The sequence below is a fragment of the uncultured Treponema sp. genome (assembly GCF_946187725.1).
Lineage (GTDB): Bacteria > Spirochaetota > Spirochaetia > Treponematales > Treponemataceae > Treponema_D.
Genome location: NZ_CAMHSK010000017.1, coordinates 27,519 through 41,267, shown reverse-complemented (window position 1 = coordinate 41,267; position 13,749 = coordinate 27,519). Strand labels below are relative to the sequence as shown.

General features: G+C 41.6%; 9 protein-coding genes. 3 read left to right on the top strand and 6 right to left on the bottom strand.

Going from position 1 to position 13,749, the window contains the following annotated elements:
- Both Q0Q74_RS08055 and Q0Q74_RS08050 read left to right on the top strand, forming a co-directional pair.
- Positions 1 to 1,725 (top strand): SUMF1/EgtB/PvdO family nonheme iron enzyme, encoded by a 1,725-nt coding sequence (locus Q0Q74_RS08055; protein WP_294429846.1) that lies wholly within the window; start codon positions 1 to 3, stop codon positions 1,723 to 1,725.
- Positions 1,726 to 1,797: 72 nt separating this feature from the next.
- Entirely contained in the window at positions 1,798 to 2,340 is a 543-nt protein-coding gene (locus Q0Q74_RS08050; RefSeq protein WP_294429845.1) for an LPP20 family lipoprotein, read from the top strand.
- Positions 2,341 to 2,390: 50 nt separating this feature from the next.
- On the opposite strand, the gene Q0Q74_RS08045 is transcribed toward Q0Q74_RS08050, so the two are convergent.
- Positions 2,391 to 4,757 carry a pallilysin-related adhesin gene (locus Q0Q74_RS08045; RefSeq protein ID WP_294429844.1) on the bottom strand — a complete coding sequence of 789 codons (2,367 nt, stop codon included), beginning with the start codon at positions 4,755 to 4,757 and terminating at the stop codon, positions 2,391 to 2,393.
- 57 nt (positions 4,758 to 4,814) lie between these two features.
- Positions 4,815 to 6,194 (bottom strand): GGDEF domain-containing protein, encoded by a 1,380-nt coding sequence (locus Q0Q74_RS08040; RefSeq protein ID WP_294429843.1) that lies wholly within the window; start codon positions 6,192 to 6,194, stop codon positions 4,815 to 4,817.
- Positions 6,195 to 6,343: 149 nt separating this feature from the next.
- Between Q0Q74_RS08040 and carB the strand changes: the two genes are divergently transcribed.
- Positions 6,344 to 7,924 (top strand): carbamoyl-phosphate synthase large subunit, encoded by a 1,581-nt coding sequence (gene carB / locus Q0Q74_RS08035; RefSeq protein ID WP_294429842.1) that lies wholly within the window; start codon positions 6,344 to 6,346, stop codon positions 7,922 to 7,924.
- A 65-nt stretch (positions 7,925 to 7,989) separates the two neighbouring features.
- Here carB and Q0Q74_RS08030 read toward each other — a convergent pair whose 3' ends face one another.
- The 4 genes from Q0Q74_RS08030 to Q0Q74_RS08010 form a co-directional block, all read right to left on the bottom strand.
- The gene (locus Q0Q74_RS08030; protein WP_294429841.1) at positions 7,990 to 9,228 is read right to left on the bottom strand and encodes a carbamoyl phosphate synthase small subunit; all 1,239 of its coding nucleotides are present in this window, start codon (positions 9,226 to 9,228) and stop codon (positions 7,990 to 7,992) included.
- A 150-nt stretch (positions 9,229 to 9,378) separates the two neighbouring features.
- Positions 9,379 to 12,528 (bottom strand): GGDEF domain-containing protein, encoded by a 3,150-nt coding sequence (locus Q0Q74_RS08025; protein ID WP_294429840.1) that lies wholly within the window; start codon positions 12,526 to 12,528, stop codon positions 9,379 to 9,381.
- A gap of 79 nt (positions 12,529 to 12,607) precedes the next feature.
- Entirely contained in the window at positions 12,608 to 13,117 is a 510-nt protein-coding gene (locus Q0Q74_RS08020) for a LuxR C-terminal-related transcriptional regulator (RefSeq protein WP_367268336.1), read from the bottom strand.
- Between the two features lie 109 nt (positions 13,118 to 13,226).
- Positions 13,227 to 13,700 (bottom strand): hypothetical protein, encoded by a 474-nt coding sequence (locus Q0Q74_RS08010; protein WP_294429838.1) that lies wholly within the window; start codon positions 13,698 to 13,700, stop codon positions 13,227 to 13,229.
- Between the last annotated feature and the right edge of the window lie 49 nt (positions 13,701 to 13,749).

Sequence of the window (13,749 nt, the reverse complement as noted above, 5' to 3'; positions counted from 1 at the left end):
ATGAATTCTAAAATTTGTTTTTTGATTTCTTTTCTGGTGTTTCTCTCTTTTTTTTCAATCTCATGTGTTACCACAAACAAATATCAGAAGACCTCGGAGAGAACATATATAGAAGAAATTCTCAAAGGAGAAACTATATCTCTCGAAAAAGACGGCAAACTTGTCTCCCGAACAAGAACTGAAACAATGTCTACGGAAGTAAACGGTCTTCGTGCAGAGGCTTCTATTAAGTCATCAGATTCTGAGCAGTATGAAAGCACAAGCATCAAATTGTACAACAAAACTGGTGGCTTCATAGGCGAAAAAATTTTCAAATCAAAGGACGGTAGACTAGTATATGACGAAAATTTTTCGCAAAGCGTAGACCAAGCACAGGGAAAAAATAAAAAATACAAGGAATTAGTTGACTATGGCGATTTTGTATATATTGAGGGGTCACAGAAAATACAAAGTTTCTTTGTCAGCAAAAAAGAAGTCACACAATCCCAGTACACAGAACTTATGGGTACAAATCCTAGTAAAAATATCGGGGATTTATTTCCAGTTGAAAAAATTTCACTGTTTGATGCCCTTGATTTTTGCAACCGAAAAAGCATAAGCGAAAACAAGACTCCTTGTTACAACATGCGTGGAACAACATGGTATTTTGACAAAAATGCAAGCGGTTACAGACTTTTGACAGGAGACGAATTCACTTTTGCAGCGAAAGGCGGTGTAATATCAAATGATTACGCTTATTCAGGGAGTGCCACGGTATCAGAAGTCGCATGGACAAAAAGTAACAGCGGAAAACACACACATGAAGTTGGTAAAAAGGCGGCAAATCAACTTGGAATCTATGATATGAGCGGAAATGTATGGGAATGGGTTTGGGATGACAACTATAATGTTTGTGGTGGTTCTGCATTAGAAAGTCCTGAATCATCAAAGGTATATTCAACAAGAAGTTTATCCACCAACAATGTTTATATTGATGTAGGATTCAGAATTGCACGAAATGCTACGAGTCAAGAAAAATCTACTTTTACAGAAAAAAAGAAATTTTCAGATAAACTTCCATCATATTTTTCCAATGCTTTCAAGGATATAAGCAAGAAACGCAGGGAAGAAAAAAACAACAGAAGTTCACAACAAACAAAAACGACAGAAAAAGACGACAGTGGGAAAATACGAAACGAAAGATATGTTGAGCAGGTAACAGTAAAAAGTATACCAAATACAAACTACATCATCTATTCGTTTCTTGGGAAACCTTTTGTAGTTTTAGGCTCTTCAGCATGGAGTCTATTAAAATGTACAGGCTATGCGTTCATAAATTTTGCGGGGGGCTACAGTACAGTCACGAAAGGAGATTTTTTCTGGAAGATGCCGGACACAAAAGCAGCAAAGAAAAAAGCGGATGAGGCAAGAAAGAACAATGGAATTTCCCATTACCCTGAATATCACAAACCGTTTACTGATAATACCATCGATGTTTACTGTTTCAAGCAAAGAACCGACAACACATTCGCGGTACTTACTGATAATAAAGCGAATATATTTGATGAGCAACACTCAAAATATGACACATCGATTTCAGTTTCACGGTCAGCTACAGCAGACGCGAACTCAACAGCAGCCGTAATTGGTTTAGTTGGAACGATTGTGACTGTACCTATTTCTGTAATCACATGGGTAGGCGGGGCAGCGGCAGGAGTCTATGCAAATGTGACTGGTACAAAATAGGCGGCACGCTTTTGAATTGGCGGGCTAACCTGTTTTAGATAAAAGAAAACTTCATTATAACAGGAGGAAAAAATGAAGAAGCTAGTTCTATTTTTAAGTGCGGTGTTTACAATGACACTGTTTATTGGCTGTGCCTCTACTAAACAACCAACAGGAAACACCGAGTGGTGGCACAACGAATATCTTGCTGGAAAAATAGCTACATCTATTATGTCTGAACCTGCGATTGCGGGAGTTGGAAAGTCTGCACTTTCTGGAATTGCAGCTGAAAAAGCGGCAAGAGCAGATGCCAGGGCGTCTTTGGCACAAAGAATTTCAACTGTTGTTTCTGACGAAATTACAAAAAGTATCGGCAACCAGACAGATGATGACACACAGGAAAGCTACAAACAGGCTACTGGACTGGTTGCAAATTCGGTTCTCTCAGGGTCTGTTCAGATTGATTATCATCTCGACAAGGAAACAGGAGAAACATATGTTTTGATGGGACTCCCGCTTAATGGTCTTGATAAGCAACTCCAATCAGCTTCCATGAAGACGAATAACAAAGAAGTTCGTGATTTCATGAACAAACTCACTAATGAACAACTCAAGTCGATGTTCGGTTTGCAGTAATTTATTAGAAGTGTTCGGAAATACAGTTAATTTCCGAACACCTCTAATGTCTACTTTTTCAAAATAAATTCTACTCGTCTGTTCTTCCATCGGTCTTCGATAGCCGTTGATGTAGTAGCAGGATTTTTGCTTCCGTTGCCAACAGCTTTCAGATTTGAAGAAGGAACGCCGTCTTTAATGAGCCAGTCACGAACATACTGGGCGCGCTTTTCTGAAAGCAGATGAACTTCATCCTCTTCTTCCTGCGTTCCCGAAAGGTTATTTGCATTTCCTTCAATCTGAACATTATAATCACGGAACTTTTTAAGGATTTCCGAAATTCGACTAAGGACTTTAACATTGTTTTCAAGAGTATGCTGGTCAAGGCCCTTTGTTTTTCCGTCATAATCAGGACGAGCGGCAATCTCTTCAGTTGTTTTAAAATCAGCCGCATCACTTCGGAATATAATAGAAGGAACTTGAATTTTGATTCGCTCTCCATCACGGATTACGAGAACATCAACTTTAACAAAGCCTTTTACGGTGCTAGAAAGATTATTTGAATCCGTAACAGTGAATTCGTAAGGATAATCTGTAGCCGACTGAACAACCTCTCCGCGTGAAGACTTTCCGTTCCAGATAAGTTTTGACTGGAGCTCAGAAGTGCCCTTGACTGACCAGAAAGGCTTTAAGCTTGCAGGATCTTCAACCGTAAACGACCATGACTTCATCGGAGATTCACATTCAGCTTTAAGCATGAGCGTCAAATCATCATATTCGCCATCGCCGTCCGGAGAGAAGTATTGCGGTGAAATTCCGACAGAAAGCTTGGGTTCAGCAGGATTCTGCGTAACAACAGATTCTGTAAACGACTGGATTTCTTCGACAGGATTGTCTTTTTCTTCCTTTGGCGGAATATATTTTTTAAGGACAAGCGGCGAAACCGGCTGTTGATAGAAGCCTTCTGGAGAAAGCACGACATTGTACAGAATAATCGTGTCCTTGTCGGCGACTTCTTTTTCAATCAGCTTACCCTTTGAGTTTCTTTCGCTCTTTTTTGTAGTCTGGAAAGCCGGAAGATAGGAATTTTTGAAATACGGAACTTCATGCACAGAACGGAACTGCAAAAGCGTTTTTCCTGTGACTTCGTTGGTAGTAAATCTTCCTGAATCATAAGAAGTTTTACCGGTTGCCGTATAGCCCGATTCACTGAATTTAAGAATGGTTTTATCGCTTGTTTCCCAAGTTTCCTGCTCAATAAGACGACTGATGCACTCGCTTTCCTTTGTCTTCTGTTCTTTAGGACTTTCTTTTGAGCTGAATTTCTTGTAATTTCCGTCCCACTGAGTGCTTTCGTTAATCAACATGCGGACATCATCCTGCAGCTTGATTCTGATTTCATCTGTGCTCACAAGGGAAATGTCAAAACGCCGCTGAAGATTTTCGATAGACTTGTTTACCGCAGAGAAATAAATGCCATTGCGGCGGAGCGTGCTTTTTAACCAGGAATAAACTTCCTCGGAATCTTCATATTCAAAGATGATTTCGGAATTCGGGTAATCAAAGGAAATGAAACGGATTTGAGAGCCTGCATTTTCGGTCTTATACCACAATCCGTCAAGGAAATTGCCAAAAGTTTCGACTCTGCCATCCTGAATGCGAGCAAGCTCTTTTGCCGCAACACGATTTCCTGCCACACGAAGAGTTTTCGAAGCTACATAAGAGCCGTCTTCCTCGCTCCATTCATACATCGTCTGAATCTGATCAAGCTGTGCCGAATCAGTGCCATTTTTTTGCTCAGAAGTGTAAACCCAGACAGGAAAACTCTCGCCTTTTGTCTGTGCAAGTTCATAAGATTCACTTCGCGGAGTCTGTTGAATGAAAACAGTGCCGTCAGCTTCAAAATCACCAATTGGATTAAGAATAAACTCACCGCTCTTATTACGGCTACCAAGGAAGATTTTAAGAACTACTGCCCCGGAATCAGTGATGCCCTGATAAACAAGCGCATTTTTATGATTTCCGATTACATCTATGCTCGTGCAGGCAAAAGTCTTCATCTGCGTGATTTGCGTAGCCAGATAATTTGAACGCTCGTAATTTCCGTTTTTGGGATTATAAAGACCAACGATAAGCACGATGTATGGACTTGCAGAAGTTTTGACCATGTTGACCTGATCATCATAGCCATCACTGTCGATGTCCATTTCAAGCGTACCAACAAGAGTTTCGCCATTTGAAAGCTGAATGAATGAAGTCTGCTCAAGAGAATCTGAATATTCGTTAGCCTTTCCCTCTGAATCGCGCTCACCAACAATCGGAATGACAACACGCGCACGAGAAATTGAGTGGTCTTTGACAAAAAGATTTCGGCTGAAAAACAAAAGCGCAAGGACAGCCGCCGTCAATGCAAAAATGACGGGAATCAGTTTTTTCATCGGCAGATATTCTAGCAAAAAAGAACGATATTCTCAATGATTTCCTTAAAAGAAGGCTTATTTCCGACGATTTTCGGGATGCATCCTATAAAACTCATTTTTGTCCGCATACATCGCTTCATCAGCAACATGCATACATCGCCGCAAATCAGCTTCGTTACTGCTCCAGTCAGAACCGATTGCAAAACAAACCTCAGCCCCGTAAGCACTTTCTGCCTTGAGAGCCGCTACTTTAGCCTCAAAATCAGCTTTTTCGCAATTTGGAACGATTACAACGAATTCATCGCCACCTGAACGGTAAATCTCTTTATCATCAAAGTATTTTTTAAGCAATTTTGCCGCTTTTTTAAGAAGTTTATCGCCTTCTTCATGGCCGCCCGAATCATTGCACTGTTTCAAACCGTTCAAATCCGCAAAGATTACGCCAAAAGGTGCATGAACGATTTGCTCTTTACTCACATGCTGGTCAACCCGCGCATTCATGGAATTTCGGTTCCTTACGCCTGTAAGAGAATCCACATTGCTCAGGTATTCAAGTTTTTCCATGAGGGCATTATTCGCAATTTCTGAAGAAAGGAAAAACGCCGTAAGCTCGACGAATTCTTTTAAATCAATGATTTTCTCAATATTGAAATTCGTGATGAACAGGACACCGAACATCTTTTTGCCCTGAGAAAGCGGAACAAGAATGACATTCTGGACTTTTGCATCCCGAAGACTTTTTGCCCAGATAGGATTTATTTTTTCCAGTTCGGCAAGGTCATGTTCATTTTTAATGATGAGGGCGTCACGATTTCGCAAAGTTTCTTCCCATGAAAAAACAACATCATCCGTGAGATACGGCCTAAAATCATCAATCGATACATTTTCAACACTGTATTTTGCACAAAGCGGGGCAAATTTTCGCTTTTCAGTGTCTATCATGAATATACATGCGGAAAATGCCTGAGTGTTTTTTTGGATGTCACCGACAACTGTATCCATGCTTTCATAGAAATTTTCTGCCCCGCGAAGATTTATGCAAGTCTGAATGACCAGATGAGCCGTTTCAGTAGAAATATTCGACATTCTTGCAGAATCAGGTGCTTTTGTGAATTCAAAGAAAAACAGAAGATGACAGATATTCCCATCGTCAACTTCAGGAGAAAGCGGAATGTAAGTTCCGTCAGTCCAGACACCCATTGATTTTGTGTCAACATAGGCATGAAGATGCTGCTTATTGACAGCACATCTGAAACAGAAATCTTCAAAATTCGGTTCTTTGGGAATAAGCTCCGAATAAATCATATTGTCATGGTAGCCTTCACCCATAATCTGTTTGTACATTTCATTTGCACGAACAATCCGGATGTCGCCATAATACCCGTCATCCGTTTTTTCGACTGATAGAACTGCCGCCGCCATGCCTTGTGCATCTACAAGTGTCTGAAAATCCATATCTTTAATTTTAAGTCTGAAAATCAAATTTTACAAACGAATTTTATCAGACAGAAATCCACTTCCCAAAAAACGCCAAAAACGCTATAGTAATTTAGTCAAAGGCGACCTCAGTTTTATGGGGTCGCTGTTTTTTTTTGGAGAAAATGATGGCAAGTTCCAAAGGTACGATTGTTGTTCTTGGCTCAGGTCCAATCCGAATCGGACAGGGAATCGAATTTGACTATGCGAGCGTTCAATGCGTATGGTCACTCAAAAAGCTTGGATATGATGTCGCAATTGTAAACAATAACCCCGAAACAGTTTCAACAGACTTTGACACGGCAGACAGGCTCTATTTTGAACCGCTCACTCCCGCCGATGTAATGAATGTTCTTGAAGTCGAAAAACCGCTTGGCGTAGTCGTGGCATTTGGCGGCGGAACTGCAATCAAACTTGCAAAATTTCTTGACGAACAGGGCATCAAGATTCTTGGAACAAGCGCGGATGCAATTGACCTTGCCGAAGACCGCGAACGCTTTGAAGAACTCTGCGACCGCCTCAACATCAAAAGACCAAAAGGACTCACGGTTTTTACCGAAGTTGAAGCCCTCGAAGCCGCAGCCAAAATAACCTACCCGGTTCTGATGCGTCCAAGTTATGTTCTGGGCGGTCAAAACATGATTGTCGCGCGCAACAATGCAGATGTCAAAGAATACATGAAAATCATCCTTCGTCAGGGAATCGAAAATCCTGTTCTGATTGACAAATATATGGAAGGAAAAGAACTTGAAGTCGATTGTATCTGCGACGGCAAAGATGTTCTGATTCCTGGAATCATGGAGCATATTGAGCGAACAGGCATTCACTCTGGTGATTCAATTGCCGTATACCCTGGCACATTCGAGCCTTCAATCGAAGAGAAAATTATAAAGCAGTCCAGGGATTTGGCACTCGCGCTCGGAACAAAAGGTCTGGTCAACATTCAGTATCTGATTTACGAAAATGACCTCTATATAATAGAAGCAAACCCGCGTTCGAGCCGCACCGTTCCTTACCTTTCAAAAGTTACCGGCGTTCCAATGATTGAACTCGCAACCAGGGCAATGCTCGGTGAAAAAGTCAGCACCATGGGATACGGCACAGGTTTATACCGAAAGCCACCTTATTTTGCCGTAAAAGTTCCTGTTTTCAGTTTCGAAAAACTCATGGATGTAGACACGCATCTTGGCCCCGAAATGAAAAGCACTGGTGAAGTCCTTGGAATCGCAAAAACACGAGAAGAAGCAATTTTCAAGGGAATGGCCGCAGCGGGGATGAAATTCATTCGTCCAAAGGGAGATGCGGCTCCATGCGGAATTCTGCTTTCAGTCAGGGCTTCGGATTTACCGGAACTGCCCGCGCTTGCACGCAAATTCTACGACCTAGGTTTCCATCTTTATGCAACGAGCGGAAACGCAGACACAATCGAACGCTCAGGAATGGAAGTCACTCATGTGGCCAAAGTTCACGAAAATTTCCACGACAATGTTATGACTCTGCTTGAAAGTGGGAAAGTCGTTTATGTAGTCTCAACATCAGCAAAAGGCCGTGATCCGGTCGCCGAAAGCGTAAAACTCCGCCGACTTGCCGTTGAGCATGACATCGACTGTCTCACCTCAATGGACACGGCAAACGCCCTTGCAGACTGTCTCGCAAGCGATTTCACACTAGAAAACACAAGCCTTGTAGACATCAACAAGGACATATAAAAACGGAAGATTCATTAGAGGATGACTGATATTTCTGTCAAACAAACTCGACATCAGCCCTTTTCTTACTTTTTCATCATATCAATGAACATATCGAACAGATAATTTGTGTCGTGAGGGCCGGAACAGGCTTCCGGATGGAACTGTACGCTAAAAGCTGGAATGTCGGTGTATTTGATTCCTTCGCAAGTATTGTCATTTGTGTTTATAAAGCGAAGTTCTGCGTACGGCGGAAGCGAATCATTTTCGACCGCATATCCGTGGTTCTGGCTGGAAATAAAAACACGGCCAGTCTGCAAGTCTTTAACAGGCTGATTGCCACCACGATGGCCGTACTTCAATTTGCTGGTTTTTGCTCCCCGTGCGAGCGCAAGCATCTGATGACCAAGGCAAATGCCAAAAATCGGGATTTTTCCGTATTCGCACAACTTTTTGATTTCTTCAATGATGCCAACATTCTCAGCAGGATCTCCCGGTCCATTTGAAAGCATTATTCCGTCTGGCGAAAGAGCAATCACTTCTTCTGCGCTTGTGTTATAAGGAACGACCGTCACAGAACAACCACGCTTTTCAAGTTCCCGCTGAATATTCGCCTTTGCACCAAAATCATACAGGCAAACGAAAAGTGGAGAGTGGAGAGTGGAAAGCTGGGAAGTTGCTTCGTTTTCATGCGGTAGGGTATGTAGCCCCGAAGTAGCCGTTAGGCTATGAGCGTTAGCGAAGGGCGGAACACCCGACGGCGAAGCCGGACCGCCCTCAAAACTTTCCGTTTTCAACTTTCCGTTTTCAACTTGCTGCACGCTCTCGACGGCATTTTCGATTTTATATGAGCGAATTTTCTCTAGAATAGAAGCTTCTGGTATCAGTTTTCCGCCGGTGGTTTTCAGCTTTTCGCTTTCCGGGCCGCTTACAATCATTCCGTTCATGACACCGGCTTCACGCAGGATTTTTGTGAGCCGCCTTGTGTCGATTCCTTTGATACCGATGATTTTCTGCTCTTTAAGGAATGAATCCAAATCGCCTTCGCAGCGGAAATTTGACGGTTTTTCACACAATTCACGGACTATGTAGCCACGCACCCAGCTCTTCCTGCTTTCGTAATCTTCTTTTATGGTTCCATAGTTTCCAATCAGCGGGAATGTCTGCGTTACAATCTGACCAAAATAGCTTGGATCGGTGAGGGTTTCGAGGTAGCCAGTCATGCCGGTTGTAAATACCGTTTCGCCAATCACGCTGCCTTCAATTCCCATTGATTCTCCCTCAAAAACTGTTCCGTCTGCAAGGATAAGATATGCTCTACTCATTTTTATTCACCTTAAATCACAAAAAAAGGCGTTCATCCCATTAGGAAACAGAATTCCCAATCGAATGAACGCCCTTGTTCAATTTTCGAGAATTAATTATATCTTTTTAAAAGGCCTTGGTCAATGAATGCAGAAATTGAGGATGTGATGTTATTTTTCGAGGTCGATTTCTTTTGAGATTTCCTTCCAGACGGAAGGTTCGCCTTTGTGATGCTCTTTTGAATAATAGAGTGCCTGGTCAGCTTTTTTGAGAACTGCATCCAGATTTTCAAAATCATCATCATCAAAATTTGTACAGATTCCCATACTGAAACCGAGATATTTGTTTTCTGGAATTTGAAGATTTTTATCACCAAGATGCTCTTTTAAGTCGGGAATGAAAAATTCTGCCTTTTTGAGATTTTCTTTTAATCGATGATTGACATGAAGCGCATCTTCAAAGGAAGTGTCAACCATGACGATAACGAATTCATCGCCACCGAAGCGTGCTATAAAATCAATATGGCGGCAGGTCTGTTTGAGCAACTTCGCAAAACAGGCAATGAACAAATCGCCTGCAGAATGACCAAAAGTGTCGTTATAATACTTGAAGTTGTCCAAATCGATGAACGCAACTGAAATCTGAATGTTTGCACTTTTTCGCTGCCTGTAACGGCGAATTTTGTCGCTTTCATCCGCAATGTACTGCTGGAGTGCGTGCCTGTTGTTCAAAAGCGAAAGCTGGTCAGTCGTTGAAAGGAAGCGAAGGTTTTCGTTCTGCTTAAAGATGATGACCTGTGCCTGAATGTTTGAAATCGCAATGTTGAGGGTGTTTATTTCGTCAGGATTCAAAAGATTATTTTTGGTCGGCAGGATTACAAGGCCAAACCGGTAATCGAACTGAGAAATGTTCGCAAAGTAGAGATTTTTGTTTTTGTCGTAAGAAAGCTGCGAGAAAGTTTGATTTGCATTTTGTGCAAACAGTTCCCACCAGTCGTCTGAGCTGAGCGAAAATGATTCACCACGCGACATTGAATAAACCGTTTCATAGCAGTTATTTTTATATTCACAGATACAGATTGCTTCAGCAAGCGAATATTCAAAAATGGCCGTGGTGGAGTTTTTGATGTATTGTGTTAAATTTGGATCGCTTAAATTGGTTGCCTTTATTTTGTTAAGGAACTGATAATCGTGAATGCGTTTGTGCAGCTGAGTAAGCAGAACTTCCCTATCTGCCTTTTCGTCAAGGAAAAGCAGGTCGATATTGAGCGGGTGAAATTCCTTGATGCTGCCAAGGTAATCGCTCACAGTGATTTTTGACTTGCCCTTTGTGTAATATTCGAAATTCTTTGACTTTGCAAGCTCGTATGCTTCTGAAAGATACTTTTCGGCTTCTTTTTTATAGCCATTTCGTTCAAGGATGACCGCGAATTCACACCTGGCAAAACAGATTTTGTGGCTCTGATCGCTTTGGATCGCCTTAAAGCTTTCGATACAATCATCCATGCTCAAAAGTGCTTCTTTTAGATTGTTGTCTTCGATAAGCAGGGCCGCACGCACCAGATAGAGAAGCGGCTTGTCTTCAGAAGTTATGTCGCCAGTTCCCTGAACGATGCTGTTATAGTTGATTCTGGCATGAATATAGTCATTTTCATCGAGTTCAATGACAGACTTGAAGATAAGCATATCATTGACAGAAGGCAGGAATGAGTTGTTGGCGCACTCTTCCATGTCAAAAAGATGCAGATAGTGCAGAATTCGCGTAAAAATCGCATCGGCCTGAGCAAAATGCCGCGAATAGAAAAGAGCGTATGATATGTTTTTGAGCGTATCGATAACCGTAGAATAATCGCTCATGTTGTAGAGATTTTTGATGACTTCATTGACGAGATTGTAGGCATCCTCGTACTTTGTACGCATGGTTGACTCATAAGAAAGACCGTTACGGATGTTCATGATTGGCCCGATTTCACCGATTTGCGTACGAATTCGGTTGCACTCGTGATACCACTTCATCGCCTCGTCGCCTTCACCATAATGCGAATGAATGATGCCCTTCCAGTGAGCCGCCTTTGAAACAAGATGCTGATTATCAACCTGTTTGGCGAGTGCATAACATTTATCGATATTGCCGTCAATAAAAGAACGGTTTGAGCTGTCATTAATCAGAGACCATGGAATCGAAAGACCTGTGGAGATGTAATTGTTTATGAAGCCGCGCTTTTCCAGAAGCTTCATGACCTGATAATACTTTTTGGTGCTTCCTTTTAAATCAGAACGGAATGCGAACTGAAATTCCGTCATCTGATACAGCGCATAATACGGAGAAGATTTATCGTGCTTGAAGAAATCCTGAAGCTGATTTGCGTAACGCTTTGCAAAATCCCCGGACTTTTTATAGAAGAAGATGGTCACGAGATAATAAAGTGAGGCCTCTGCCAGTTTGTCTTTTGGTGAATCTTCAAGGACATCATTAAAGTGAAGAATTGCCTTGTCGTATTGAAGACAGGCATAATATGCAAGCGCGAGTTCAAATAAAACAAGACGGCGCTCTTCTGCAGAAAACCTGAAAATCTGAAGATTCTTTTCGACCCATGATGAAATGAGCATAAGCTGTTCATGAGCCATGAAAATACGGTTGTTGCGCAGTGCCTTAAAAATCGAATCGTAATCAACAAAAACCTTTTTTGCACACTCCTCAAACGATTCATCAGCAAGTGCCTTATCGGCATCATCACTAAGTTTTTCTTTTAAATAGAGGAAATTACGCTTGTTGCTGTTGCGCTCAATAAATTCTGAAACTTCAGTAGATTGTTCGATTGAATCATCGGCCGCAAAACAGAAAACCAATTTGCCTTTTAGGCGAGATTCACGCTCTTCAAGTTCACCGATAAGATTCAGCGAGCCTTTTCGAAGAGTTTGCGCATTAAGAATGAGGTAATTTGTTTCGTTCAGGCTTTCCATTAAATCACAGATTGTCTGAATGAAACGGTTCATTTCGTAAACAAATTCATTATCAAGAGGAATGTCGTATCGTTCTGCCGCGTAGCCCTGCTTAAAATATGATAGAAATGATTCAAACTGAATTGAATAGGCTGTTTTTTTTACAAGAGCTTCATCTGGATTTTTTTGCGAAAGGATGGACAGGAAAGGCTTAAATGGAGAAAAATCATAAAGCAGGTCAATAACAGTAAAATTTTTGCTTAAACAAGAAGCAATATCATTTGAGAGAAACTTTGAAGTAGAAAGATAACAGATATTACTATTGCAGCCGCTTACGAATTTTTCAACGATAGCAAGCTGATTTTCACAAACATCCATTGAAGTATAATTATAGCACAGGTCAAATGAATTGTGAAAGAATTTTTTATAAGAAATCGCTAAGGCAGTCCGATGATTTTTAACCGAATCGTTCAATAAGTTCCAGTCGGTCTTTCACATCAGTTTTTTCGTAAATTCTGGAGACATAATTTTCAACGGCACTCTTTTTGATTCCAAGGATTTTCGCAATCTCTTCATTTGTGTGACGCTCTAAAATCAGGTTCATCATTTCTTTTTCGCGCTTGGTGAGCGCATCGGTGAAGGAATTGAATTTCTCTAAAATCGGAACAAACTCGTTCTCGATGTACTGCTCGCCCTGAAGCACTTTTTCCATGCACAAAAGCAGCTCGTCAGAACTGGCATTTTTTGAAATATAACCGTTTGCTCCGTATTGAATTGCATTTTCGACGATTCCAGGGGCAAAGAACATTGAATACACGATAATTTTCTGCTGAGGGTAGAGTTCGTGAAGCTTTTTCACAAAGTCAAAGCCTGTGCCTTCGCCGTAAAAATTGAGTTCAGAGATGATGATGTCAGGAAGCTTGCCTTCATTTGCGAAATCTTCAAAATCCTCGAAAGTCTGGCTGATTGTTACAGAGCAGCCGACGCTTTTTCATTCCGAATTCTTTTCGATGTAAGAGACCGTGCCAATCCGTAAAAGTTCATGGTCGTCTATCAAATAGAAGGTTTTGCTCATTTTAAATCTCCACTGTAATTCTGGTGCCGCAGCCATCGTCAGTGATGATGATTTTGAGGGTTCCGGCCTTTTCCTTAAACAATAACGTCGTTTCGCTTGCTTTTGCGTGGTTTTCGATATTCTGAAGTGCTTCCTGAACGATTCGATAGATATTCATCAGCTCGTCAGCGTTTTTCTCTGTAAAATTAACATTCGGCTCGCACACGACCTTGAATTCAAAGCCAGTGTGAGCGGTGTCAAAGATTTTCTGCCCCAGAATTGTGAGCGAGGAAATAATGTTGCTCCCGGTGATTGCGGGCGGCGTGAGGTTGTAGCAGAGCTTTCGGATGTCCTCGATGTTTTTGTTCTGAACCGAGATGATTTTTGCCGCCATTTCGTTGTCTGGAATGTTTTCGGCGAGCAGGGCGAGTTTGTTATGCGAACATAAACATGTGAGAAGAACGGAAAGAATAATCAGCGGAAGGAATTTTTTCATAGCTTACAGATGCTGAATTATACTTAACACCCATACCCCCGCTGCTTGT